The 24,258-nt window shown below is 42.9% G+C and carries 27 protein-coding genes; 5 read left to right on the top strand and 22 right to left on the bottom strand.

The genetic code is table 11. The features are described from left to right. The first annotated feature begins 60 nt into the window (after positions 1-60). Together HC026_RS05825 and HC026_RS05820 are read left to right on the top strand one after the other, a co-directional pair. The gene (locus HC026_RS05825) at positions 61-351 is read left to right on the top strand and encodes a hypothetical protein (protein WP_168925053.1); all 291 of its coding nucleotides are present in this window, start codon (positions 61-63) and stop codon (positions 349-351) included. Positions 352-429: 78 nt separating this feature from the next. Continuing rightward, complete coding sequence (locus HC026_RS05820; protein ID WP_168925052.1) at positions 430-915, top strand: universal stress protein; 486 nt, start codon at positions 430-432, stop codon at positions 913-915. A gap of 64 nt (positions 916-979) precedes the next feature. Here HC026_RS05820 and HC026_RS05815 read toward each other — a convergent pair whose 3' ends face one another. From HC026_RS05815 to HC026_RS05730, 18 genes are all read right to left on the bottom strand, one after another. Continuing rightward, positions 980-1,552: a DNA-3-methyladenine glycosylase I gene (locus tag HC026_RS05815; RefSeq protein ID WP_168925051.1), complete on the bottom strand. Its 573-nt coding sequence runs from the start codon at positions 1,550-1,552 to the stop codon at positions 980-982. 34 nt (positions 1,553-1,586) lie between these two features. Then, positions 1,587-3,245, bottom strand: a complete 1,659-nt coding sequence (locus HC026_RS12980) for a glycerophosphodiester phosphodiesterase (protein ID WP_168925050.1) — start codon at positions 3,243-3,245, stop codon at positions 1,587-1,589. 12 nt (positions 3,246-3,257) lie between these two features. Then, positions 3,258-4,241 carry a DUF2785 domain-containing protein gene (locus HC026_RS12975; RefSeq protein ID WP_168925049.1) on the bottom strand — a complete coding sequence of 328 codons (984 nt, stop codon included), beginning with the start codon at positions 4,239-4,241 and terminating at the stop codon, positions 3,258-3,260. Positions 4,242-4,320: 79 nt separating this feature from the next. Further along, positions 4,321-5,100 carry a hypothetical protein gene (locus tag HC026_RS05800; protein WP_168925048.1) on the bottom strand — a complete coding sequence of 260 codons (780 nt, stop codon included), beginning with the start codon at positions 5,098-5,100 and terminating at the stop codon, positions 4,321-4,323. Then, complete coding sequence (locus HC026_RS05795) at positions 5,090-5,974, bottom strand: ATP-binding cassette domain-containing protein (protein ID WP_168925047.1); 885 nt, start codon at positions 5,972-5,974, stop codon at positions 5,090-5,092. Before HC026_RS05795 ends, HC026_RS05800 begins: the two co-directional genes overlap by 11 nt. Next, positions 5,967-6,338 (bottom strand): GntR family transcriptional regulator, encoded by a 372-nt coding sequence (locus HC026_RS05790; RefSeq protein ID WP_168925046.1) that lies wholly within the window; start codon positions 6,336-6,338, stop codon positions 5,967-5,969. The genes HC026_RS05795 and HC026_RS05790 overlap by 8 nt, the downstream gene beginning before the upstream one ends. Before the next feature lie 33 nt (positions 6,339-6,371). Next, positions 6,372-8,183: an FtsX-like permease family protein gene (locus HC026_RS05785; protein WP_168925045.1), complete on the bottom strand. Its 1,812-nt coding sequence runs from the start codon at positions 8,181-8,183 to the stop codon at positions 6,372-6,374. A gap of 14 nt (positions 8,184-8,197) precedes the next feature. Next, the gene (locus tag HC026_RS05780; protein WP_168925044.1) at positions 8,198-8,953 is read right to left on the bottom strand and encodes an ABC transporter ATP-binding protein; all 756 of its coding nucleotides are present in this window, start codon (positions 8,951-8,953) and stop codon (positions 8,198-8,200) included. A gap of 341 nt (positions 8,954-9,294) precedes the next feature. Next, on the bottom strand, positions 9,295-10,128 hold the full coding sequence (locus HC026_RS05775; RefSeq protein WP_168925043.1) for a MetQ/NlpA family ABC transporter substrate-binding protein: 834 nt from the start codon (positions 10,126-10,128) through the stop codon (positions 9,295-9,297). A gap of 35 nt (positions 10,129-10,163) precedes the next feature. Then, positions 10,164-10,799: a methionine ABC transporter permease gene (locus tag HC026_RS05770; RefSeq protein WP_168925091.1), complete on the bottom strand. Its 636-nt coding sequence runs from the start codon at positions 10,797-10,799 to the stop codon at positions 10,164-10,166. A 40-nt stretch (positions 10,800-10,839) separates the two neighbouring features. Next, on the bottom strand, positions 10,840-11,874 hold the full coding sequence (locus tag HC026_RS05765) for a methionine ABC transporter ATP-binding protein (protein ID WP_168925042.1): 1,035 nt from the start codon (positions 11,872-11,874) through the stop codon (positions 10,840-10,842). A gap of 370 nt (positions 11,875-12,244) precedes the next feature. Then, on the bottom strand, positions 12,245-12,547 hold the full coding sequence (locus HC026_RS05760) for a glycine cleavage system protein H (protein ID WP_168925041.1): 303 nt from the start codon (positions 12,545-12,547) through the stop codon (positions 12,245-12,247). 29 nt (positions 12,548-12,576) lie between these two features. After that, a complete protein-coding gene (locus tag HC026_RS05755) occupies positions 12,577-13,773 on the bottom strand; it encodes an FtsW/RodA/SpoVE family cell cycle protein (protein ID WP_168925040.1) in 1,197 nt (398 codons plus the stop codon). Positions 13,774-13,887: 114 nt separating this feature from the next. Next, entirely contained in the window at positions 13,888-14,109 is a 222-nt protein-coding gene (locus HC026_RS05750; protein ID WP_168925039.1) for a DUF2969 domain-containing protein, read from the bottom strand. A 19-nt stretch (positions 14,110-14,128) separates the two neighbouring features. Next, positions 14,129-14,389: a membrane protein insertion efficiency factor YidD gene (yidD, locus tag HC026_RS05745; RefSeq protein WP_408640981.1), complete on the bottom strand. Its 261-nt coding sequence runs from the start codon at positions 14,387-14,389 to the stop codon at positions 14,129-14,131. Between the two features lie 23 nt (positions 14,390-14,412). Continuing rightward, positions 14,413-15,420, bottom strand: a complete 1,008-nt coding sequence (gene mreB, locus HC026_RS05740) for a rod shape-determining protein (RefSeq protein WP_168925037.1) — start codon at positions 15,418-15,420, stop codon at positions 14,413-14,415. Between the two features lie 119 nt (positions 15,421-15,539). Continuing rightward, the gene (murA, locus tag HC026_RS05735) at positions 15,540-16,844 is read right to left on the bottom strand and encodes a UDP-N-acetylglucosamine 1-carboxyvinyltransferase (protein ID WP_168925036.1); all 1,305 of its coding nucleotides are present in this window, start codon (positions 16,842-16,844) and stop codon (positions 15,540-15,542) included. Between the two features lie 23 nt (positions 16,845-16,867). After that, complete coding sequence (locus tag HC026_RS05730) at positions 16,868-17,098, bottom strand: DUF1146 family protein (protein WP_168925035.1); 231 nt, start codon at positions 17,096-17,098, stop codon at positions 16,868-16,870. 454 nt (positions 17,099-17,552) lie between these two features. Here HC026_RS05730 and HC026_RS05725 point away from each other — a divergent pair, with 454 nt between their 5' ends. The 3 genes from HC026_RS05725 to HC026_RS05715 are packed head-to-tail and all read left to right on the top strand — an operon-like array spanning position 17,553 to position 19,669. Beyond that, a complete protein-coding gene (locus HC026_RS05725) occupies positions 17,553-17,792 on the top strand; it encodes a lipoyl domain-containing protein (protein WP_168925034.1) in 240 nt (79 codons plus the stop codon). 12 nt (positions 17,793-17,804) lie between these two features. After that, complete coding sequence (gene lipA, locus HC026_RS05720) at positions 17,805-18,689, top strand: lipoyl synthase (protein WP_168925033.1); 885 nt, start codon at positions 17,805-17,807, stop codon at positions 18,687-18,689. Further along, on the top strand, positions 18,686-19,669 hold the full coding sequence (locus tag HC026_RS05715) for a lipoate--protein ligase (protein WP_168925032.1): 984 nt from the start codon (positions 18,686-18,688) through the stop codon (positions 19,667-19,669). The genes lipA and HC026_RS05715 overlap by 4 nt, the downstream gene beginning before the upstream one ends. 260 nt (positions 19,670-19,929) lie before the next feature. Here HC026_RS05715 and HC026_RS05710 read toward each other — a convergent pair whose 3' ends face one another. Genes HC026_RS05710 through atpA form a run of 4 tightly spaced genes read right to left on the bottom strand, consistent with a single transcriptional unit; the run spans position 19,930 to position 24,258 of the window. Next, positions 19,930-20,358 carry a F0F1 ATP synthase subunit epsilon gene (locus tag HC026_RS05710; protein WP_168925031.1) on the bottom strand — a complete coding sequence of 143 codons (429 nt, stop codon included), beginning with the start codon at positions 20,356-20,358 and terminating at the stop codon, positions 19,930-19,932. Positions 20,359-20,371: 13 nt separating this feature from the next. After that, positions 20,372-21,784 carry a F0F1 ATP synthase subunit beta gene (atpD, locus tag HC026_RS05705; RefSeq protein ID WP_168925030.1) on the bottom strand — a complete coding sequence of 471 codons (1,413 nt, stop codon included), beginning with the start codon at positions 21,782-21,784 and terminating at the stop codon, positions 20,372-20,374. A 22-nt stretch (positions 21,785-21,806) separates the two neighbouring features. Next, positions 21,807-22,694, bottom strand: a complete 888-nt coding sequence (locus tag HC026_RS05700) for a F0F1 ATP synthase subunit gamma (RefSeq protein ID WP_168925029.1) — start codon at positions 22,692-22,694, stop codon at positions 21,807-21,809. Positions 22,695-22,719: 25 nt separating this feature from the next. Then, a complete protein-coding gene (atpA, locus tag HC026_RS05695; RefSeq protein ID WP_168925028.1) occupies positions 22,720-24,258 on the bottom strand; it encodes a F0F1 ATP synthase subunit alpha in 1,539 nt (512 codons plus the stop codon).

The following is a 24,258-nucleotide window of genomic DNA, read 5'->3' as shown; positions in this document are numbered from 1 at the left end:
TTGTAAGTCAGCTTTTTTATTTTATGAGAATAAACCGGCGTAAAGCCTTGGAGGTTCCTTGTGGTTATTAATATTTTGATGATTCTATACGTGTTACTGACTTTTTTCCTCGGGTGGTTCTTTCTCACCCATACGAACAGACCGTTTCTGGTTTTCCATCCCGAAGAAAACCGAAATTTAGCAGGAATTGTTAAGTTCGCTGGCTGGTCATTATTCGTTGTCGGAATAATTGCTGCAGTCGCTACCATCATGCAAAACGATGTCTTTATTTCCATGACATTATTGGTTGGTGTGCTTGATATTCTGGCGATTCAATTAATGCTGGTCCACTTCTTTCCGAAAATTAAATGAAAACGGTTTACATTTCTCTTTTTATTTGGTCTAAAATAACGTAAAATAGAGTTAACAAGTAGAGAGAGGTGAGTCATCATGTTACAACAATACAAACACATCTTAGTTCCAGTTGATGGTTCTTACGAAGCCGAGTTAGCATTCGAAAAAGCTGTGGCAGTTGCCAAAAGAAATGATTCTGACCTGCATCTGGTTCACGTTGTGGACACTCGGGCATTTCAAAATATTTCTAGCTTCGATACAACAATGGTTGAAGAAGTAACCGATACGGCCAAGAAAACCTTGGATAAGTATATTCAACAAGCAAAAGATGCTGGCGTTAGCAGCGTTGACTACTCGATTGAATATGGTGCACCAAAGACCATTATTGCCCGCGACATGCCAAAGAAACTTGGCATTGATTTAATCATGATTGGTGCCACTGGTTTAAACGCTGTGGAACGGTTACTGATTGGATCAGTCACAGAATACGTTACTCGGACTGCAATTTCTGACGTTCTGGTTGTTCGGACGGACTTAGAAAATAAGCCAGCTAAACATCCCGCAAAGAAAGCCGAGAATTAATTTAATTACTATCCTTAAATAAAAACGTGACCACTCAAACAATTTGGGTGGTCACGTTTTTTATTTAGCTGATTGTTTCTGATATTTCATCATGTCGATAACATGCCGCTAAATGATCATTCACAATTCCAGAAACCTGCAACAATGAATAACACGTCTTGGGGCCGATCCGTTTAAACCCAAGTTGTCGCAGTGTCTGCGATAATTCTGCCACAAATAAGTCGCTGCTTAACGCCTCGTCTGCTTTTAAGTGGTGATCCAGTGGCATGCCATTCACCTGCTGCCAAAGGGTCTCACTCAGAGTCCAGCCTAATTCATGCAAGCTGGTAAGCACTTTAGCGTTCTCAATCACCGCATCGATTTTTTGCTGGTTACGAATGATTCTTTTATCATGATACAACGCCTGAAGACGTGCAGGTGTGATGCCAGCCAACCTATCAGGATCAAACTGGTCGAAGGAAACCCTTAAAGCCTCCCGGTACTTTAAAATCAGGTGCCAAGCTAAGCCTGCCTGAAAGATTTCTAACGACAGATTTTCAAATAACTGGCGCTCGTCATAAACGGGGACGCCCCACTCTAAATCATGATAGATCAATAACTGAGGGCTCTTCTCCGCCCACGAACATCTTGTGGTCATTTCATCAGCTCCTTATAGAGCTAAATACGAAAAATCAGCAAAACTGGTTCACAACATTTTCAACAATTGCCCAATTAAACTGTTTGATGGGCTGACGATTGACTTGTTGAAGTCGTGTTAGTTGGTTGGTGATCTGACCATCCACTCCTAAAACCCGCATGACCTGCATATCAGTTAATTTATCAGGCGTCCACGCAAATACTGGTGCCCCAATTGAGTGTGCTTGTCTAATCATGGTCGTATTGAGACCAATAGCCTGCAAAGAGTAAAAATCAGCTGGCAGATTTTTAATTGAAATGAGATTTAAAGGAACAATGTATCCCACAATCAAATTAGAGTTGAGCTGTTTTAACTTCAAAAGCGTCTGATAACTCATTGTATGGACAAAATCATGATTAGCAACTAATTGACTGCCATACTGATCCACAAAACGCTGAACCATATCCGGACTATCTTGCGGCGTAACCTTGATTTCTACAATTAACCGCTGATTTTGCTTTTTGGCTGTTCTTAAATAACTAGCCAGACTCACAATGTTCGTGTGATGACCATTTTTCTCAGCCGAATGTTTTTTAATTTGCGCTAAAGTTAATTTTTGAATGTTGCCGACTTTTTTACCCGCCTCGGTCTTTAAATTGATATCCTGACCATGAGAAACAACGAACTGACCATCCTTAGTCTCCTGAACGTCAACCTCCACAAAATTGGGCTGATGTTTAACTGTGCGACGAAAAGCCGACAATGAGTTTGGCATCCCATTATCCCCAATTACGCCTCGATGAGAAATCGTCAAACTTGGCGTTGCGGCAATGGAACCAAAGTGGAAAGCCTGAAATCCAAAAAGAATGACCAGAAGCATAACCAGCCCGGTGGGAAACCAAGCCATACTATGCAGATGTGCTTCCTCCTCGGAAAACTCTGGCTGGAATTCTGGTTGCGCAATCGACTCCCAAATAATAGCAATTAAAAACACACTCAAGCCAATCAGTGAAAAGGCAACCAGCAAAACCAAGGTTGTTAGACTAGTGCCATTGCCAACACCATTTGATAACTGATTGCTTAATGCTCGCAACCCGCGGACAGCCACTCGGTCGATAATGGACATCGGTAGCCAAATCGCAATTAACGGTCGGCAAAACCAAACGAGTCGATGCCAGCCATTAATCGAGACCAATTCTGGCTTGACTGTTATCCTTAAGTACCCCAGCAATTTTAGAAAGCTGAAGAGCAAAATGCCATACAAAACAACAAGAATGGCCACCGCGATACGTCTCTGTAAAACAACGGTATCCACCCAGTTAATGGGCACCTTAACTAAATTTAAAACGGACGCTGTAAAACCAGCATCGCCAAATGGCAACCAAAGAATCGCCATTAAAACGACTAGCCCGACTAATTGCAGCCAACGCTTAGACAATCGGTGCCAAGCCGTTAACATCAAGAGATCCGTTTGATTTAAGATGGTCTTATTAGTCGTAAAGACGGTTAAGATTAAGTTTAACTCGAAAATTAATCCCGCTAAAAAGCCAAGGATCAGCACCACTTTAATAGCAACTAACCCCGGATTTAACATGAGAATATGCAGTGTGACTAAAATTGCCAGTAGCATCAGCCAGCCAAGATTTACCGGTCGCACTCTTAATAACTGATAACTTGTTTGAAATAAACGACGATAATAATTGATTGGTTTCACCCTTTCAAAGTCCTAAGCTAGAAAATCAATCACCGAACGTAAATATTGCATGATGGCGTCACTAAAATCATGCCGCACGATCATTGATTCAATCAGCCGACCTCGGTTATAGATTCGATTCCAACCCGCCTGACTTTCCTGTTGTTGAACAATCACCAGTTCTTGTCGCCAGTGCTTCAGCTGCTTTAAGAAATAATCCGCGTACAATTGATTTTTATTCGTTAAGCGTGCAAGATAGCCTGCTAGCCGTTGGGGTTCACCAAAAATTAGTGGCCCATCCAGTGTCTTATAACGTTCGATCATGATGGCCATTAAAAATAACTTGTCAGCACGTGTCAATCGTTCCCGTTCGGATAATTCATCCAATAAATTACCGACATGGGTAAAGGCATGTGCCCAACCGTTCGTCTTAATAAATCCACGAGTATCGGATTCAAGCACCATGTACAAGGCTAACTGGTCAACAACTTGGTTGACCAGCTGCTGGTCTAAGAAATGATAACCAGCTCGATCGGCATAAAGTAACACCGATAGCAGCAACACGGCAAATGCCCGTTGATAAACAGCGTCGTTTTCAGGCTCAAGAATGTGAGCAAAAAGCACCGTGTCACGGGTCAAATAACGAACGATCATTGTCATTTGCTGATTCGATAGTAAATTCTGCTGGATTAAGTCATTAAATAAGAAATAAATGCCCTTATCACGAACGCTTGGATCTGGTGACCCAATGTGTGAAATCAGTTGGAGCACCTGCTGGTCACTTAAAACTGCCAGGGATTCGTCTTTGAGCTGATCATTCAGCTGGGTTAATAACTCTCGGATACCATCATTGTCATCGGGTAATTGCACCGCAGTGACAGTTGGATCACTTTTTACTGACGTAACCAACGATTCAAGCCGGTTGCCGAGTGATTGAAATAATTCACCAGCATTGACCTGACTGCGTAGTTCATTGAGCTCTTCACGTATGTCATTAATCTGATTAGTGGCTTCCACTTTTCTCGCTCCGATCTTTAAGCATGTTCTTATTTTAGCACGTTTATGACTGACGAGAAAATGGGATTCAACCACCAAATCATCGGGGTACGCGGAATCTTAAAGTCAGACGGTAACTAATAAACAACATCACCATGATATAAATAGTTCCAGATATCATTGGTGCATAGGCGACAAAGTGACCCGTGCTAACTGGCTGCTTCATGCCAACGATAAACAGTAGGACATCCCCGATCCAAGTCAGCTTTAAACTGGTTTGATCATTTAGCATCACCAACACTGCCAGCAACACAAAGAGCACGACTGGCATCCCAATAATACTGATCCGTTGCACTCGCCTATTGAACAGCCCTAAGCTCGAACCAATGACCATTCCAGTGACCATAATGCAAGCCGTAAATAACATCGTGATGATCAACACCGATACCGTATTAGCAGCAGCCGAGTTGAAGTAATGACCATACAGGACACTAAAAGTCATGATTGGATTGTTTTTGGGATTAATGAAGTGGTGGTAGAACAACCCGTACAGCACATTAATTGCCTCTCCCACTAATAAAATCACAGTCAACGCGGATAATTTGCTCAGAAAATAAGTCTTTCGCCCCAACCCATTTTGAATGAATAGCTTAAACCCATCATAGCTGATACCGCCAAACACAAACAGGTAAAAACTCAGGATCAACGATGGTAAAAACTGAGGTAAGTAGTCGTTAATGTCATAGATGTTAATTCGTCCCAACAGGAGAGAAATTGCAAAGGGGAGAATTACCACAACGGCGATTGACCACAGATAAACCCAGCCGAAAGATTTAAAGTAATTTTTAAGCTGATATGAAAATGCTGCCTTAATTCTCATCGGTGGACACCTCCTGGTTAGTCAGATAGATAAATAAACGCTGCAAATCGATATGGCTGATTGACACTGTATCCGGTATTGGCCTATCACCCTTCAATTCACCGTAAATATAGTGCACCATCAAATTACCGAGTGCTTCATGCCCAATAATATTTAGACCAGCCGTATAAGCTTCAACATCCGCCGTTGGCCCGGTTACAGCAAAGCCCTTATTCAATACGCTTTCAGTAGATTCATCAATAATAATGTGCTGATTTTGCAATACCCAGACACGCTCGATTAAATTGCTGGCTTCTTCTATTAAATGAGTCGAAATGATAAAACTGCGTGGTCGCTTGGCATAACTGTCCAGCAAAGCATCGTAAAATAGGCGCCGATGATTGGCATCCAGCCCCAGAGTTGGCTCATCTAAAAAGACGTAATCAACATCAACCGCCAAAGCAATGATCAGTTTCATGATGGAACGAGACCCCGTGGACAATTTATTGAAGCGGGTACTCATATTCAGTTCGAATTGTTCAGCTAAGGTTTGTGCCAGCGCCATGTCCATCCCTTGATAAAGTTGTGCTGTTAATTGAAAAATGTCCTTAACACGCATCCGTGAAGGATAAAGATTTGCCTCACTCATCAGGTAAATCCGGTTGAGTACAGCATCATTGTCGGTTACCGGCTGCCCAGCAATGGTCACTTCTCCGTCGCTTAACGGGATCCGGTCAGTAATGATATTGAATAACGTACTCTTTCCAGCGCCATTTCGACCTAATAAACCATAGATAGTCTCTGGTTCAATGGTCAACTCGATATCGTCCAAAACTTGCTGTTTACCAAAATATTTACTGACGTGGTTAATTTTAATTGGCTTAAGTTTAGCCATTGTTATACCCCCTTTTTATCATTTCGAGAATAGTCGTTTCTGGCAAGCTTAATTTTTTAGCTTCTTTAACCAAGTTAACCACGTAATCTTCATAAAATTCCGTCTGACGTTTTTCCCGGATTTTAGCGTGGGCACCCGTTACCACAAACATCCCGAGGCCACGCCTTTTTTCCAAAAAGCCATCGCTGACCAAAATATTCATCCCTTTAAGAACCGTGGCAGGATTGATGTGAAATTGTTTAGATACCTCAGTTGTTGAGGGCACCTGAGTCCCCTCTTCAAAGCTGTTTGTAAAAATTGCCTCTTCAATCTGCTCAGCAACTTGAAGATACAGTGGTTCAGTACTATTAAAGTCAAATTGCATGATCCACCAGCCAATCCTTCCTTTCACCGCAAACTAGTTATCAATTCTGAGCTTCGGTAAAACGATATGCTCGTAAAGTCGAACGGTTATAATGTAATAAATCATATACAAGACAAAGAAAATTGTAAATGGTAACCATATCTGATAATAAGGATTAAGCATCAAAACTTTGAACATAAGGAGACCAAATAAAACGTGGACAACCCCAACAATTGCGGGCAATACAAATAAAACCAGAATTTCTCGAGCAATTGAAGCCCGTAATCGTGATGGTCGAGCACCAATCTTATTAAGCATCTCGTAACGACGCTTATCGGTTGCTGCGCCGCTGAGAATCTTAAACATGAGGCAGCTGGCAAGCATCGCCAGAAAAGCAATTCCTAAAAAGAAGCCCATAAACTCAAGGCCACCAAACATGGCCGTAGCAAGCACAAACGTCCCGTAAGCACCCGGGACCGTGTCAACCGCTGGATTACCCATGCTGGTCACGATGTGCTTCAAATCTGTCTTATCCGCTTGTAAGTTTTTAACTCTGAAAAGAGTTAATCGCTGAGCGTGAACTGGTAGCTTATTAAAAGTGGTCCTCGAAACTAATCGGAAAGGTTTTTGAGGCGCATTGGGTTGCAGTGCCATTAACTTTTCAGGATGCTGAGTTAATTGGGTGCTAGTGAGATTCTGATAGGTGGGTGATGCTAATCGATTCTTCTGTTTTGAATTTAACGGTGACTGAAAGCCGGTAAACTCTAATGGCCGGTCTTTAAATTGATCAGCACGATAATAAATTATCTTACTGGTTTCTTTTTGCTGATAGGTCACTTTAGTGTCCAGCGTCAGTTTATCGATTAAATGGTTGGTATGTCGCGATGGGTTTTTAATTGCCATGGTATAGGCCTCACTAGCAGTTGATAAAGCCGTTACTTGCTTTTGCATACCAATGCCAACCGTGATGGCCCCCAGTGACAACGCGATGAGAATGGAAACGACTGATAAAATCTTAGTGTAGTTATGAAGTCGGAAACTGAGTTGTGACAGCGTAAAGTTTCTTAATCCGAGACTGGCCCAACCAGAGCGCTTTAATAACAAAATCAACCAGACAAAAATTGCGTTGAATAAGAAGTACGTGCCCAACACAATGGTTACCAAGCCAATGGGAATCGTGCTCAAAGCAAATTTTTCAACGTGACTCATGGCGTAATAACCCAACATCAGTAATAAGACGCCCACTACAACTTGTAACAATTGACTCACAGGCTTTAAGACCGGTCTGTTTGGCTGACTATCACCTTTTAATAGTTGCAGGACAGAAGTCTTCGTTAAAGCCAGCCGGTTAATGATACCAGCAATTAAAAATAAGATGAGGTACAACACAATCGTTGTCACGATTGCAGGAACATAAAAAGCATTAAAATGCTGCAATTTATTGCCAATCATCCGACTCATTAAAAACGGTCCCACTGACGCCGTAAATCCCCAGCCAATAATGGTCCCAATCACACTGGCAATCGTGCCAATGGCCATTGTTTCCACTAAGATCAGCTGACCAATTTTTGATTGTTTTGCACCAAGCATCATAAAGAGACCGTAGTCATGACGCCTCATGCTCATCAAAAATGAATTTGCGTAAAATACATACACCAGCGTGATGATGGTCAATAAGATCGCCCCAAACAAAAAGATAAAGTTTGCTCCTGTAATTTGTTGGGCATTAGCTTTAATAAACGCCTTATTGGTTGCCAATGATTCAAACATATAAAAAATGGCGCTGGACATGATTAAGCCGAAAAACAGCACAACATAATCCTTCAGCCGGCTCTTAACACCGGCAAATGCAAGTTTATTTAACATGTTGGCGTCCCCCCTTAATCAAACGTGCCAAGCGTATCAAGAATGGCCTGATAGAACTGCTGACGGGTGTGTGTTCCCTTTTTGATTTCCTGGCCAATTTTGCCATCCTTGATAAACAGGATACGTTGGCAATAACTAGCTGAAAATGGATCATGGGTCACCAGCAATATCGGTACCTGTTGATCGTGATTGATGGTGTTTAACATCTCCAGCAAGTCGCGGGCACTATTGGAATCCAGCGCCCCAGTAGGTTCGTCACCAAAAAGGATCGCTGGGTGGGAAACCAATGCTCGTGCCGCAGCCACACGCTGTTTTTGACCACCAGAGATCTCCGTGGGATATTTCTCCAATAGTGATTCAATGTTCAACTGTTTAGCAATCCGTTGAACTTCAGGCTGCGCTTTTTTGCGACTAATATTTTGTAGTGACAGTGGCAAAGCAATATTTTCGTAGTTGGTTAGATTTTCCAACAGATTAAAATCTTGGAAAATAAAGCCAACTTGTTTAGCGCGAAAATCAGCAATTTGATTACCTTTTAAGTTGGCCAATACTTGTTGATTAATTTCCACTTCACCGGACGTAGGTGCATCCAGTGTTGCTAAAATATTAAGCAAAGTAGTTTTACCAGAACCCGAGGCACCCATGATGCCAACAAATTCATCTGTTTCCACGTCAAAGCTGATCCCCTTCAATGCTTCGTACTGTTTTTGACCGGTCTTACCATAGGTTTTGTGCAAGTCTCTGACGGAAACAACTGGTGTCATTGTCATAATTACTCCTCCATTGATTAATAACGATCTTGGCTTGTTATTTGGTTAGTTACTCATGTAGCTAACTATAAAGGCAACACAGTTACTTGTCAATTAGAAATTAGCTTTTCTTGTAAAATAGTTGGTTTACCTTTCCTATACGCGCAAAAAGGGACAGCCCCCGGCCATATAACGAAAAGGACCCTACCACCCAAGTTCGAGGGGGCCCTCTTATCTAGCCTACACGCGTAAAAAGGGACAGCCCCCGGCCGTATAACAGAAATGACCCTACCACTCAAGTTCGGGGTGATAGGGTCATTTCTGTTATACTCTGGGGGCTAAACGTCCCTTTTTACGCTCTCTTATTTGTAACTCTTTGCTGGTAATACAGCACCTTTATAATGGTTGTAGATCCACTTTTGCGTGCTCTTTGATTGCAGTGCCTTCATCAACTTCTTGATGGCTGGCTTCTTTTGGTCACCCTTCCGTACAGCAACAATGTTGACGTATGGTGATGATGACTTTTCAGTTGCAATGGCTTGCTTCAATGGGTTCAAACCTGACTGAACAGCATAGTTGGCGTTAATGAAGTCCACGTCACCTTCACCGTTCTTGTAGATACTTGGCATCAATTTTGGTTCGTAGCTGTGCTTGAACTTCAAATGACGAGGGTTTGAGGTAATATCTGAGAAGTTAGCAGTGGTAATATCAATGCCCTTCTTGACCTTGATCAAACCAGCATCCTGTAAAATGGTTAGGATACGGCCATAGTCAGGCGTGTTGGAACTTGCTAAGATAGTTGAACCATCCTTGACATCCTTTAAGTTCTTAACTTTCTTTGAATAAGCTGAAATTGGTTCCAAGTGAACACCACCGGCGCTGACCAAAGTACCGTGGTTAGCCTTGTTCCAAGTGTTCAAAAATGGGATGTGTTGGAAGTAATTGGCATCCAATTCCTTGCTTGCTAAAGCCTTGTTAGGCATTACGTAGTCTTGGAAGACCTTGATCTTTAAGTTGACGCCTTCCTTTTTCAGTTGTGGCTGAACATGTTTTAAAATTTGTGCATGGGGGATAGCTGAAGCACCCACCGTAATCGTGGTGGTCTTTGATTTACTTGAATTATTCCCACAAGCGGCTAATAACACAGTTGTTGCAGCAATTCCTAAAATACCTAAAATCCGTTTCGAAGTCTTCATGAACAATTCCTCCCAAAAATATAGAATAATAATTTTTATAAGGTTCGCTTATCAATTCGACGAACCAGGAAATCCCCAATAAATTGAAATGCAAAGACGATGACAACAATGATGACTGTGGCAACAAGCACGATGGTGTTGTTATTAGCTTGGAAACCATCGATATACGCTAGGTTACCTAACCCACCAGCTCCAATAGCACCAGCCATTGCGGTATAACCAATCAGCGAGATAGTGGTAACCGTTACACCAGAAACCAGTGCCGGCATACTTTCAGGTAAGAGTACCTTATAGACGATCTGCCACTTGTTAGCACCCATTGCTTCGGCCGCTTCAATCACACCACGGTCAATTTCATGGAAAGCTAGTTCAACCATCCGTGCGTAAAATGGTGCCGCTGAAACAATTAATGACGGCAATGCCGCTGTGGGCCCGATGATGGTTCCTACCAAGTTTTTGGTAATCGGTAGCAACAACATGATCAAAATAATAAATGGAATTGATCGGAAGACGTTAACCAAGAAAGAAACGACTGCGTTAAGCACCTTAACACCAACATTGTCACTTGCCGTTGTTTCAAATAATAGCAAACCTAACAAAACACCTAAGATTGCAACGACAATCATCGAAACGACGGTCATCCAAATGGTTTCCCAAGTCGCTCCACCCATGTTAGCCCAATCAACTGTTTTAAATGCGAAATATGAGCCATTAGTCACGGTGAATCACCTCCGTTTCCACACGCATTTTCTTCAGCAGCTCCAAGGCACCATCTAGGCTTTCCTTCTCACCAGTAATTTGTAGATATAGCGAGCCAATGGATCCTTCCTGCGTTTGGTGAATGCTCCCTTCAATAATGCTGACCTGAAGTTTAGGAAACTGGTGAATCATTTCAGAGACAATTGGCAGTTTCGCTTGGTCACCATGGAAGACCAACTGAACAATGATCCCTTCAGGATAGCTCTTAATCAGGTCTTCCACGATACTGTTAGTATCTGTCAAAGCTGGATCAACTTCTTCACTAACGAAGCGCTTGGTAATCTCCTGCTTGGGATTACGGAAGACGTTGAAGACGGTTCCTTGCTCTACAACTCGGCCATCATCCATCACAGCCACGTGGTCACAAATCTTTCTGATGGCGTGCATTTCATGAGTGATAAGAACAATGCTCAAGTTCATCTTCTTATTGATCTCCAGCAGCAAATCCAAAACTTCATCGGTGGTTTGTGGATCCAAAGCACTGGTTGCTTCATCAGAAATCAGAATTTCAGGATCGTTTGCCAGTGCCCTTGCGACACCCACCCGTTGCTTTTGACCACCTGATAACTCGGACGGATAGGAATGCTCCCGACCGGTCAAGCCAACCAGGTCAACCAAGTGCTGAGCTTTCTGCTGACGTTCCTTGCGTGAGACACCTGCAACTTCCAGTGGAAACATAATGTTTTGAATCACCGTCCGAGACCAAAGTAAGTTGAAATGTTGAAAAATCATCCCAATTTTTTGCCGTTTTTTTCTAAGTTGTGATCCCGAGAGTGCGGTAATCTTGTCACCGTTGATATCAATTTCGCCGCTGCTGGGCGTTTCTAGCCCGTTTAACATCCGGGTTAACGTACTCTTCCCAGCACCGGAATAACCGACAATGCCGTATATCTCACCGTCATCAATGTTTAAGTTCACATCAGAGACAGCTGTCAAATCACCATCTTTAGTGGTGAATGTTTTTGTCACGTCTTTAAATTCAATCACTGCGGTTACCTCCTTTTTCAAATAAAAAAGCCTCACCCTTACTTAAGTAAGGGCGAAGCTTATCGCGTACCACCTTAGATTCGTTACTGTCTCACAACAGTAACCTCAAAGAGTCCGAAGACTCAACGGGATAGTGGCCGTTAACCAGTCACGGCTTGCTTAAGTTCACCGTAACCTCTCTATGCAAAACCATCTTCAGCGTATTGAGCCGATCCCTTTTCACCAACTGGGACTCTCTAAACGACCACTCAACACTTACTCATTTTGCCGATCTCTTATTCAATTAAGTCAATGACAAAAGTATAGCCATCTGAATGAGAGCTGTCAAGGAAAAATGTCATCGAAATTTTAGAATCTAATCAAACTGCAATTAGGCTTCCTTAATATCAACAAGCCAAGCATCAGCCTCTTCTTCACTGTTTAAGCTGTCAAAGTCGTTGTCTAACTGTGGGTTCACAGCAACAACTTCACCGCTAACCGGACTATCAATATCCGAAACGGCCTTTTCTGCTTCAACACTAATTAATGTCTTGCCCTTGTTCACTTTGTCGCCAACACTTGGTAGGTGAGCAAACTTAATGGTGCCAAGTTCATCTTGCCCTGCTTTCGTTAAGCCAAGACGGGTCTTGCCATCCATTACTTTTGTCCAGAAATAAGTTGCTTCTTCACTCATACTTTCACCTCATACCAATTTATTAGACTTTATTCAAAGTCTTCGTTACGACTAAACATGTAACTCTTATTATGATACCGCATCGACATGATTAATCCAATACCTATCATGTTCCCAATCAGCGCAGATCCACCTTGACTAACGAATGGTAAGGGAATCCCAGTTAGCGGTAACAAACCAATACTCATCCCAATATTTTCAAAGGTATGGAATAAAACCATCATAATAACGCCGGTTGAAATATATGCATAAAAAACGTTTTTTGTGTCAAATGTCACTCTAATCATTTGATAAATCAACATAAAGTATAGCAAAATCAGTATCAAGCTACCGATAAAGCCAAAATTTTCACCGATAACGGAAAAAATCATGTCAGATTCACGAACGGGTACATATACCCTTGACACGTTGAAACCAGTCCCAAAAATACCGCCAGAACCAACGGCCTTCATGCTTTGCCAGAGTTGATAGCCTTGATCAGATGTATTGCTTGCAGGATTTAACCATGTATCGATTCGGGCAAATTGATACGATGCAAACCCCAAATGACCTAAAATAGTTCGGCCAGCAGTGGTTGCAACCAGGGCTAAGGCACCACCACCAACAGCAGCGGCAACCGCTGCAACTGGGACGATAATTCGCCAAGTAATACCTGCAACTAATGCAACCCCTGCTAGGATTGCAAAAAAGACCAGCATAGTCCCGAAGTCATTTTGTAGCCGTAGCAACACAACAATGGGCAATGTCCAAAGGATCATCTTCCCCAGCAATAACCAGTCCGAGCGCGTGGTATGTTCATAATAAGTGTGATTATGGTCACTAGCTACCCGCGCGAGCATTAAGATGAAGGCTGGCTTCATCACTTCAGATGGCTGGAAGGTCAAGGGGCCAATTGCGAACCAGGACCTGGCACCAGTAGAAGCAGCGTACGACCGACTATAAAATACCAACACCGCGGCCAACAGGAAAATACCGAACCAATAGGCTAACGGCGCCACTTTCCACAATTGTTCTGAATCAAATTGCATAATAATGATAACAGCGATTGTCCCAATCACGTACCAAGCCACCTGTGACACCATTAGCGTTGTAATATTAGTGGCACTGGAATCATGAACAGCAGCAACGTAGATTGAAGCCAATCCAATCAATGCCAACATTAGTACACAAAAAATAACACCATAATCAATTCGCGATTCCGAATCTTCTTCGCGACGCTCACTCATTGCATCATATCCTCCTCTCACTCACGAATTTATTATAAACGGCTTGAAAGCCGTCTCGAAGTAATTTAGTTATCCTTAACCGTTTTTTTAGGTCTAAAACAACATCGTGAGAAATTAGTGATGTAAATTGTAAGCTTGAATCAAATACTCAATGGCTTCGTCCTGAGTTTTAATCTTAACAGGACGATCAGAACCAATTTGAGCTTCGAAAGAGCCGTTTTCAAGTGGCAAAACAGTCCCGATGACTTCATTATCGATGGATAGCTGTAAGCCATCAACACCCTTAATTGTGACATCGTCAATTGCCACACCGACTGGTTGTTTCTTTTTAGACATGGAAAGCTCCTTTTCGTTTTTATCTTAAGTTCATCTCTTTTAAATAAGCCATCTCAGCCTTTTTGTTACGTTTTAAACTGAAATGATCAGGTACGGGATCATAGCCACCGTGGACAAGGGGATTACACCGGCCTATCCTTGCGAGGCCCATTAGAGTACCCTTAATTGCACCGTGTTTCTTGAGTGCTTCTAGCATGTAAGCTGAACAGGTTGGCGAATAACGACAAGTTGGCGGAAATAATGGTGATATAAAGCGCTGATAGCCACGCACGAGCATCATCAATAACCTTTTCAAGCAAACTCCTATCCGCGACCGTGCTTTTTAGTGGTCGCTGCGTTCATGTGTTCAAGCAAAATACCGGCACCCTTAGCAACGTTATCCAATGGATTTTCAGAAATTACAACGGGAACCTTCAATTGTTCAATCAAAAGTTTATCGACACCGTGTAATAAGGCACCACCACCAGTGAGCATGATTCCACGATCAATAATATCCGCAGCTAATTCTGGAGGTACAATTTCAAGCACTTCCTTGGCAGCATTGACAATCTGGGCCATGACGCTGCTAATTGCAGGATAAATATCCTTGGAGGTCACTTCGATTGACCGAGGCATCCCGGAAACGGAATCGCGGCCACGAACTTCCATTGATTCATTGTGATCATCATCTGGATAAGCGGAGCCAATCTTGATTTTGATGGCTTCGGCGGTGCGTTCGCCGACTTGTAAATTATGCTGAGTCTTTAAAAAGTTAATCAAGTTTGCATTTAATTCATCACCGGCAATTCGAATTGACTTGCTGGCGACAATATCACCTAATGACAAAACAGCAATATCGCTAGTTCCACCACCGATATCAATCACCATGTTACCTTGGGGCTTGAAAATATCCATGCCAGCACCAACGGCAGCAACTTTAGGTTCCTCTTCCAAATAAACTTTCCCACCACCGGATTTTTCCGCAGCCTGAATAATTGCTCGGCGTTCGATCTCAGTAATGTTGGTTGGCGCACAAATCATAATGTTTGGTTTTGCCATGAACCCCTTGACACTTAATTTACTAATGAAATACGATAGCATGCTTTCTGTGACATCAAAATCAGAAATTACACCGTCTTTTAAAGGCCGAATTGCCCGAATGTTGCTGGGAGTTCTACCAACCATTTTATAAGCTTCTGAGCCCACCGCCAAAACTTGATTAGACTTTGTATCAACCGCCACAACTGAGGGCTCGTTTAAAACGATTCCCTTGCCAACCGCATATATCAAAACATTGGCGGTACCAAGGTCAATACCAATATCTTTTGCCATCCTATTGAATTCCTCCTGAACTTATTATCTCAACCGTTAATTATAGCATACCCGCCTTAAGAAGAGTTAGGTGAAAAAAGTTCGGAACAGACCAGTTGTCCCGAACTTTTCGCTTCGCATTAGTCATTGGTTTTAGACTTTAAAATAACTTCTTCTTGTGCTGGTACTTTTACCCGTTCGATTTCCGCACCCAATGCACGTAGTTTCAAGTGGAAATCGTAATAACCACGATCAAGATACTGCAAGTTGGTTACTTGGGTATAACCATTGGCAACTAATCCCGCAAGTACGAGTGCAGCCGCCGCACGTAAATCGGTTGCAGCCACCTCGGCCCCATTGAAGTTAGTTGGGCCATACAAAGCAACCGAACGACCTTCAACTTTAAACTTAGCGTTCATTCGACGAAGCTCTTCTAGGTGCATGAACCGGTTTTCGAACACCGTCTCCGTTAACGTACTTGTGCCGTTAGCACTAAGCTGAAGTACGGTCATTTGTGGTTGCATATCCGTTGGGAATCCAGGATGTGGGAGCGTTTTGACGTTAGTTGGCTTTAACGATTGCGGTCCAATCACCCGAACACCGTCATCTTCAACCAAAACTGTAACACCCATTTCCTCTAATTTAGAAATCAATGGTTTGTTATGTTCCGAAATCGCATTTTTAACTAGGATATTGCCGTGTGTCAACGCTGCAGCTACCATGAAAGTACCAGCTTCTATCCGGTCCTGAACCACATAATGGTCAGTTCCATGCATACTGGTTACCCCTTCAATTCGGATAGTTTCAGTACCTGCACCACGCACTTTGGCGCCCATCTTATTTAAGACGTTAGCCAAGTCGACAATTTCCGGTTCACGTGCAACGTTTTCAATCGTCGTGGTTCCTTCAGCCAATGTAGCAGCCATCATAATATTTTGAGTTGCACCAACACTGGGGAAATCTAGATAGATATTCGCACCAACTAGCCGATCGGCAGTGGCTTCGATATAGCCATCATGCTGATCTATACTGGCGCCAAGTGCTTCAAACCCCTTTAAATGGAGGTCAACTGGCCGAGAGCCAATTGCACAGCCACCAGGCATCGCAACTTTTGCATGACCGTAGCGCGCCAAAAGCGGCCCCATCACTACGATTGAAGCACGCATTTTAGAAACGTACTCAAACGGTGCCTGAGTGGACAGCGTTTTAGCTGCATTTAGGCGTACCGTATTAGTGTCTTCATCAAAATCCACGTCCAAGTTTAAAAACTTGAGTACGTTATTCATGGTGTAGACATCGGATAGAATCGGAACGTTAGTTAAAACCATATCGTCGTGTTCAGCTAAGATTGACGCCGCCAAAATTGGTAAGACAGCGTTCTTCGCACCTTCAATATGTACAGTTCCCGATAATTCGCGGCCGCCATGTACAATAATCTTTTCCAAAGAAATTTCCTCCACGTATTACGTTATTTAACAAGAAAAATTAAATTTCTGACATTATCTATAAAGTTCAAGAAAAATTCGCTGCAGGTAAAGCCTACTGTTACCGACAACAAAACAATCAGTACCCGTGCTTGACTAGGGTATAGTCGCATGACATTTTCAATGTGTAATTTTTGAATACTCCAAAAGGCCACGAAAATAAAGACAAAATGACTGATCAAGGTCATTAGGGCCTGAGCACCGATAGTTTTCATGTGTCACTTTCCTTTCTGCATTACCAGTAAAATATAGCATATTTCGGCCACTCTGTCCCCCATTCTATTGCATTTGTAATATTACGTTTTACAAAGCAACCTTTTTTCACAAATAAGGATAAAAATACTTATGTAATTCATTACTATTTACTAAATACATCTGGAATGAACGAGTAACTTCTCACCTAATTTTGGTAGTGTAATGGTTCACATGATGGCCAATATCATTCATCTAATTTTGGCATGTTCAATTATTCATAATGCCATGTAATTTTACCTAATTTACGACTATCAGACATATTCCTTGTGAAGTTTGATTTACGATGCAAATTGCTGTTGTATTAGTGTTTGTAAGCGCTGACCGCCCAGAATATTTGGGCTATTTCACAATATCATTGATCGATGGTAATCTTTAGTCGTTAACTTAAACATACCATTCATGGAGATGATTATTTTGATTAAAGAAGTTCATATGCCAAAGCTTAGTCCCAAATCTGATGAGTACTTCTTCGGTAAGTGGGATAAACAACCCGGTGACACCGTTAAAACTGGTGACGTCCTCTTTGAGGTAGAAACTGAGAAGGCCATCAGTCAAGTTGAAAGCCAAGAGGATGGCATCTTAAAAGCTCAAGAAGTCGCCACTGGCGATGCTACTAAAGTCGGCGATCTAGTTGCTAAGATTGAAGTTGGTTAGGAGGATATCCAAATGAAAACAGAACGTGAAACAACTGCACCAGTCAAGCCAAACTGGTTGAAGGTGACCTACGATCAAAAGAAAGTTGATAAAATGACCGATTTGCTTTCCGGACTAAACTTAAACACAGTTTGTGCTGAAGCTAACTGCCCCAACTTAGGCGAATGCTTCGGTAGCGGATCAGCTTCCTTCATCATTTTAGGTCCCAACTGTACCCGTGCTTGCCGCTTTTGCGACATCCCTCACGGTCATCCTAAAGCCGTCGATTTACTGGAACCGCTGCGTGTTGCGCAGGCAACCAAAAAACTGGGATTGACCCACGTGGTCGTGACGAGCGTTGACCGTGACGATCTGCCAGACTTAGGTGCAGATCAATTTGTTAGAACCATTAACGCCATTAAAAAACTTAATCCTAACACAACAATTGAAGTACTCACGCCTGACTTTCAGGGGCATGAAGATTGCCTGGACAAGGTGATTGCTGCGGGCCCCGATGTTTTCAACCACAACATGGAAACCGTTCGGAGTATCACACCAAAAGTTCGTAACCGTGCCACCTATGACACATCACTGCACGTGCTTAAATACGTTAAAGAACACGCGCCTAAGACAATGTACGTCAAAACTGGTATCATGCTGGGCCTTGGCGAAACAGACGACGAGGTTTACCAATTAATGGATGATTTGCGTGCAATTGACGTAGACTTCCTGACGATCGGTCAATACGTTCAACCAGGTCCAAAAAACTACACTTTACGCGAATGGGTACCAATGAAACGGTATCAGGAATACTACAAACAAGCGATGAAGCGTGGCTTTAAATTCGTTGCCAGCTCACCTCTAGTACGTAGTTCTTACAAGGCTAAGGAAGAACTTGAAGCGGTGGAAAACCAATGATTTACTTCCCGGTCAATAGTCTAGACGTCCGTCACAACTTTGCCTTAGAGTACTATTTAATGACTGAAAAGCGCCCCACTGAACCAGTGCTGCTGTTGTGGTCGACCACTCCCACCGTCATGCTTGGTAAGTACCAAACGGCCAAAAACGAGCTTAATCGCCCCTTTATTGAAGCACACCACATTACTGCGGTTAGACGTCTATCAGGCGGTGGCACCATTTATAACGATCAAGGCGGCTGTCAATTTACCCTGATCACCCCGACTGACGATGCCACGATCGATTTTTCATCGGGTTTAAACCTTGTCACCCAAGCCCTAAACCAAATTGGGATCAATGCTCAAGACGACAGTAGAAATGATCTGGTAGTTGATGGTCGAAAAGTCTCTGGTAGTGCACAGTATCTGACCGATGGCTACCGGTTGCATCACGGCAGTTTATTGTTTAACGCTAACCTTGACTGGATGGCACAGGCACTGAAGGTCGATCCAGATAAAATGAAGGCTAAGCACATCCAATCTGTTCGTCAGCGAACGGTAAATTTGATCGATCAACAGCCAGATTGGGATGCTGAGAAATTCAAAAAGGAACTTGAAAGAACACTCCTTAACCTTACTCATGCCAAAATTGGCCACTTAAAAAGTGTTGAAGAGGACCGTTTGCGGCAAATTGCGGCAAGCCAATTCAACGAAAAGTCAGTTTGGAAAAGTGAACAGCGGCCGTACGACCACGTTCATAAAAATTACTTAACGGGTATCGGTGTTGTTTCAGTAGCCTTTGATCTTGATCAACAACAACGATTAGCAGACATCAAGCTTTCTGGTGATTTCTTCAGCAACATTAATTTGCAGCACTTCAAAAAAGCCTTAATTGGCAAGCCCTATCAGCGTGAAATGATTGCGCCAGTGATTGAAGCTCAGCTGAATCAATCCCCCATTAAAGGGCTTCAACCAGATCAACTAACCGACCTATTATTTTAATATGATTGTGGAATATTTTTTAAAAAATTCAGCTAGATTGTACAAATTGAACTGCTAGCCGAAATATCGGTTTTTATAGAAAATACTTGAGGAGATTATTTCCAATCGCTGGCGTAACCCATTAGATAATAGTTAATTTGATTATTAGAATTTTAAAAAGAGGTAGCACCTCGTCAACCTGATGACAAGGTGCTACCTCTTTTAGGTTCAAAAAAGACACTGTGCCATTAGCTAATAGCATAGTGTCTTTGCTAGCTGGTTTATTTGCCAGCAACGTTAATTCGATTGATCGCCCGCCGAAGTGCAACTTCTGCACGTGCAAGTTCATCTTTGTCGTGAGCTTCCTGCGCTTTTTTGATTCGAGCCTCAGCCCGTTTCTTAGCGTTTTGAGCACGATCAACATCGATTTCGTCTTGCTTTTCCGCAGAGTCAGCGACAATAGTCGCAACATTGTCAGAAAATTCGATGAAGCCACCGTTTACGGCAATTTCATCTTTCTGATCACTGTTGGCAGATTGGATACGTGCTTCATCAAATGCTAACGAAGCAATCACAGGAACGTGGTTGGCCATGATACCAAGTTCACCAAGCTGAGTCTTAACGACTAGCATTCTGACTTGCTCGTTATCATAGACGTTACCATCGGGGGTTACGATACTAACGGTTAAAACTGATTGTTCATCAGCCAATTAGAACCCCTCCTTATTTGCTTAAGTTAGCCTGCATCTTCTTGGCGTTTTCAACAACGTCTTCAATTGGGCCACAGTTACGGAAAGCATCTTCTGGAAGATCATCATACTTACCTTCCAAAATTTCCTTGAACCCTTTAACGGTCTCGGAAACTGGTACATACTTCCCTGGTAACCCAGTAAATTGCTCAGCAACTGAGAAACTTTGTGACAGGAAGAATTGAATCCGACGTGCACGACCAACAATGGTCTGTTCTTCGTCTGACAATTCATCCATCCCAAGAATTGAGATAATGTCTTGAAGTTCACGGTAACGTTGCAAAACGTGTTGAACTTCTGTGGCCACTTCATAGTGTTCTTGACCAACAATTTGTGGGTCAAGGGCAGTTGAAGTTGAAGCCAACGGGTCAACGGCTGGGTAAATACCTTGTTGCGTCAAAGAACGTTCCAGGTTGGTGGTAGCGTCCAAATGGGCGAAAGTCGTTGCTGGAGCAGGGTCGGTATAATCATCGGCAGGAACGTAAACCGCTTGAATAGAAGTGATTGACCCCTTCTTGGTAGAAGTGATCCGTTCTTGCAACTGACCCATTTCAGTTGCCAACGTAGGTTGGTAACCAACGGCTGAAGGAATCCGGCCAAGTAAGGCTGAAACTTCCATCCCGGCTTGGGTAAACCGGAAGATGTTATCGATAAATAACAGCACATCTTGACCCTTAACATCACGGAAGTATTCCGCAATCGTTAAGCCAGTCAAAGCAACCCGCATACGGGCACCAGGTGGCTCGTTCATTTGACCATAGACCATGGCCGTTTTTTCGAGAACGCCTGAGCCTTTCATTTCGTAGTACATATCGTTACCTTCACGGGTACGTTCACCGACACCTGTGAAGACAGAAATACCGTTATGACCTTGCGCAATGTTATGGATTAATTCTTGAATTAAAACGGTTTTACCAACACCGGCACCACCGAACAACCCAATCTTACCACCACGAACATAAGGTGCTAACAAGTCAATAACTTTGATCCCGGTTTCCAGAATTTCTGAAGTTGGATTTAATTCATCGTACTTAGGTGCATCACGGTGAATTGGTAATCTTTCAGCATCTGGTCCGAATTCGGCACCGCCATCAATTGGATCCCCGAGGACGTTAAATACTCGACCAAGTGTGTCATCGCCGACTGGAACGGTAATAGAAGAACCTGTGTTTTCAACTTCCATTCCACGACGAAGACCATCAGTACCATCCATGGCAATGGTTCTCATTACACCGTCCCCTAATTCAAGGGTAACTTCAGTAACAAGAAAACTGCCATCATCTTTTTTGATGTGAAGCGCGGTATTGATATCTGGGAGTTTGTCATCCAACGGGAATTCAACGTCGACAACTGGTCCGATAACTTGAACAACTTTACCAGAACTCATTATTCGTTAATTCCTCCCGTCATTAATTATTCAATGCCTCTTGCCCACCAGTAATTTCAGTAATTTCAGTCGTAATTGCTGCTTGGCGAGCACGATTATATCGCAATTCAAGATCTGCAATGAGGTCGTCAGCATTATCTGAGGCCGACTTCATAGCGTTAGAACTTGAAGCGTGTTCAGCCGTTTTAGCATCCAGAATAGCACCGAAAACGAGACTTTCTGAATACTGTGGTAGAACAACTTTTAATACTTCTTTTTCAGAAGGTTCCATATCGTAAGCGGCTGATAATGTGTCTGCTTGAGTCTCCTCAGCAGCATCACCACTCAGCGTTTCACTGTCTACTGGCAACATTTTTTCGCCACGGAACCGAGCAACTAGCCGGTTGACGAAATGGTTGTAGCAAACATAGAGTTCACTGAAAACGCCACTATCATACATTGAGGTGATCGTCTTGACAATTTCTCTGACTTCATCAAAAGTCGGCACATCGCTGACACCACGATATTCATAGGCCACGTTTTCGCCGCGCTTTTTATAAAAGTCAGCGCCAGTACCGCCCACTGCAAGGATCAAATGTTCATCATCGCCGCTGTGGCTCGCAATGAACTCATTAGCCTCACGAAGAACGTTACTGTTATAACTGCCGACCATACCCCGATCAGAAGTAATGACCAAGTATGCTGTCTTACCTGACTGCTTAGAATCGCTCGAGGAATCATCCAATAGATGAGATTTTGCCAGATGCATGACAACGGCTTTTACTTTGCTGACGTAGTCTTGATAACCTACAGCCGCTTTTTGAATCTGGTTCAGCTTAGAAGTCTGAACCATTTGCATCGCCGATGTGATCTGGCGTGTATTCTTTGTTGAAGCAATACGGTGTTGAACAGCGCTCATTGATTCAGCCATCAGCTCTCACTATCCTTCCTCAAGTTTATTTGTTCGCTACAGTTTCGGTATCGTCATCATTGGCAGGTTGGAATGATTTGGCGAATTCAGAAACGGCTGCTGCCATCTTATCGTTGTCTGGTAAATTACCGGTCTTGGCAATTGTGTCAAGTAAATCGGCATGTGAGGCATCGAAGAAGTCGAACAGACCGCTTTCAAATTTGGCAATGTCATCCAATTCAATCTTATCAAGATAACCATTAGTCAATGCATACAAAATCAAAACTTGTTTTTCAACAGGAAGTGGCGAATGTAATGGTTGCTTCAAAACTTCAACGGTTCGAGCACCACGATTCAACTTAGCTTGGGTAGCTTCATCCAAATCAGAACCAAATTGAGCAAATGATTCCAGTTCATGATAAGAAGCAAGGTCCAAACGAAGTGTCCCAGCAACCTTCTTCATCGCCTTGATTTGAGCGTCACCACCAACACGAGAAACCGAAGTCCCGGCATCGATAGCTGGTCGAACACCTGAATAGAATGAATCACTATCCAAGAAGATTTGACCATCGGTGATTGAAATAACGTTGGTTGGAATATAAGCTGAAATGTCCCCAGCTTTAGTTTCAACGATCGGCATCGCCGTCATTGAACCTCCACCAAGATCATCACTTAACTTCGCAGCCCGTTCCAATAAACGTGAGTGGGTGTAGAAAATATCCCCAGGATAAGCTTCACGACCTGGTGGCCGACGAAGAATCAAGGAAAGTTCACGATAAGCATCCGCTTGCTTTGAAAGGTCATCATAGATGATCAAAACATGCTTGCCATTAAACATGAACTCTTCACCCATCGCTGCACCAGCATATGGTGCAATGTAGAGCAATGGAGCAGGTTCTGAAGGACCGGCAGTAACAACAATCGTGTAATCCATGGCACCGAACTTACGTAAGGTTTCCACGGAACTACGAACAGTTGATTCCTTTTGACCGATGGCAACGTAAATACAAATCATATTTTGGTCTTTTTGGTTAATGATCGTATCAATACCAACTGTCGTCTTACCAGTTTTACGGTCACCAATGATCAATTCACGTTGACCACGACCAATTGGAACTAGGGAGTCAATGGCTTTCATACCAGTTTGAAGTGGTTGGAAAACTGACTTCCGTTGCATGACACCTGGCGCTTTTCGTTCGATAGGACGGGTTTTATCAGTTTTGATTTCGCCCTTACCATCAACGGGTTGACCTAATGAGTTAACGACCCGACCGATCATGGCATCTCCAACGGGAACTTCCATGATACGACCAGTACGCTTAACTGTATCGCCTTCAGTAATCTTTGTGAAATCACCGAGGACAACGATACCAACATCGTTACTTTCAAGGTTTTGGACCATGCCATAAACCCCGCTATCGAATTCGAGCAACTCACCAGCCAACGCGTTTTCAAGTCCGTGAGCTCTGGCGATACCATCACCAACGTAGGTAACAGTACCAGTTTCTTCAACAGAGATCTCGTCTTGGTAGTTTGCTAATTGTTGTTTGATTAGAGCACTGATTTCCTCAGCTTTAATGCTCAT

It is taken from the genome of Secundilactobacillus angelensis, from assembly GCF_012641075.1.
Classification (GTDB): Bacteria; Bacillota; Bacilli; order Lactobacillales; family Lactobacillaceae; genus Secundilactobacillus; species Secundilactobacillus angelensis.
The sequence above is the reverse complement of the archived record's forward strand: the minus strand, read 5'-3'. Positions and strand labels throughout refer to the sequence as shown.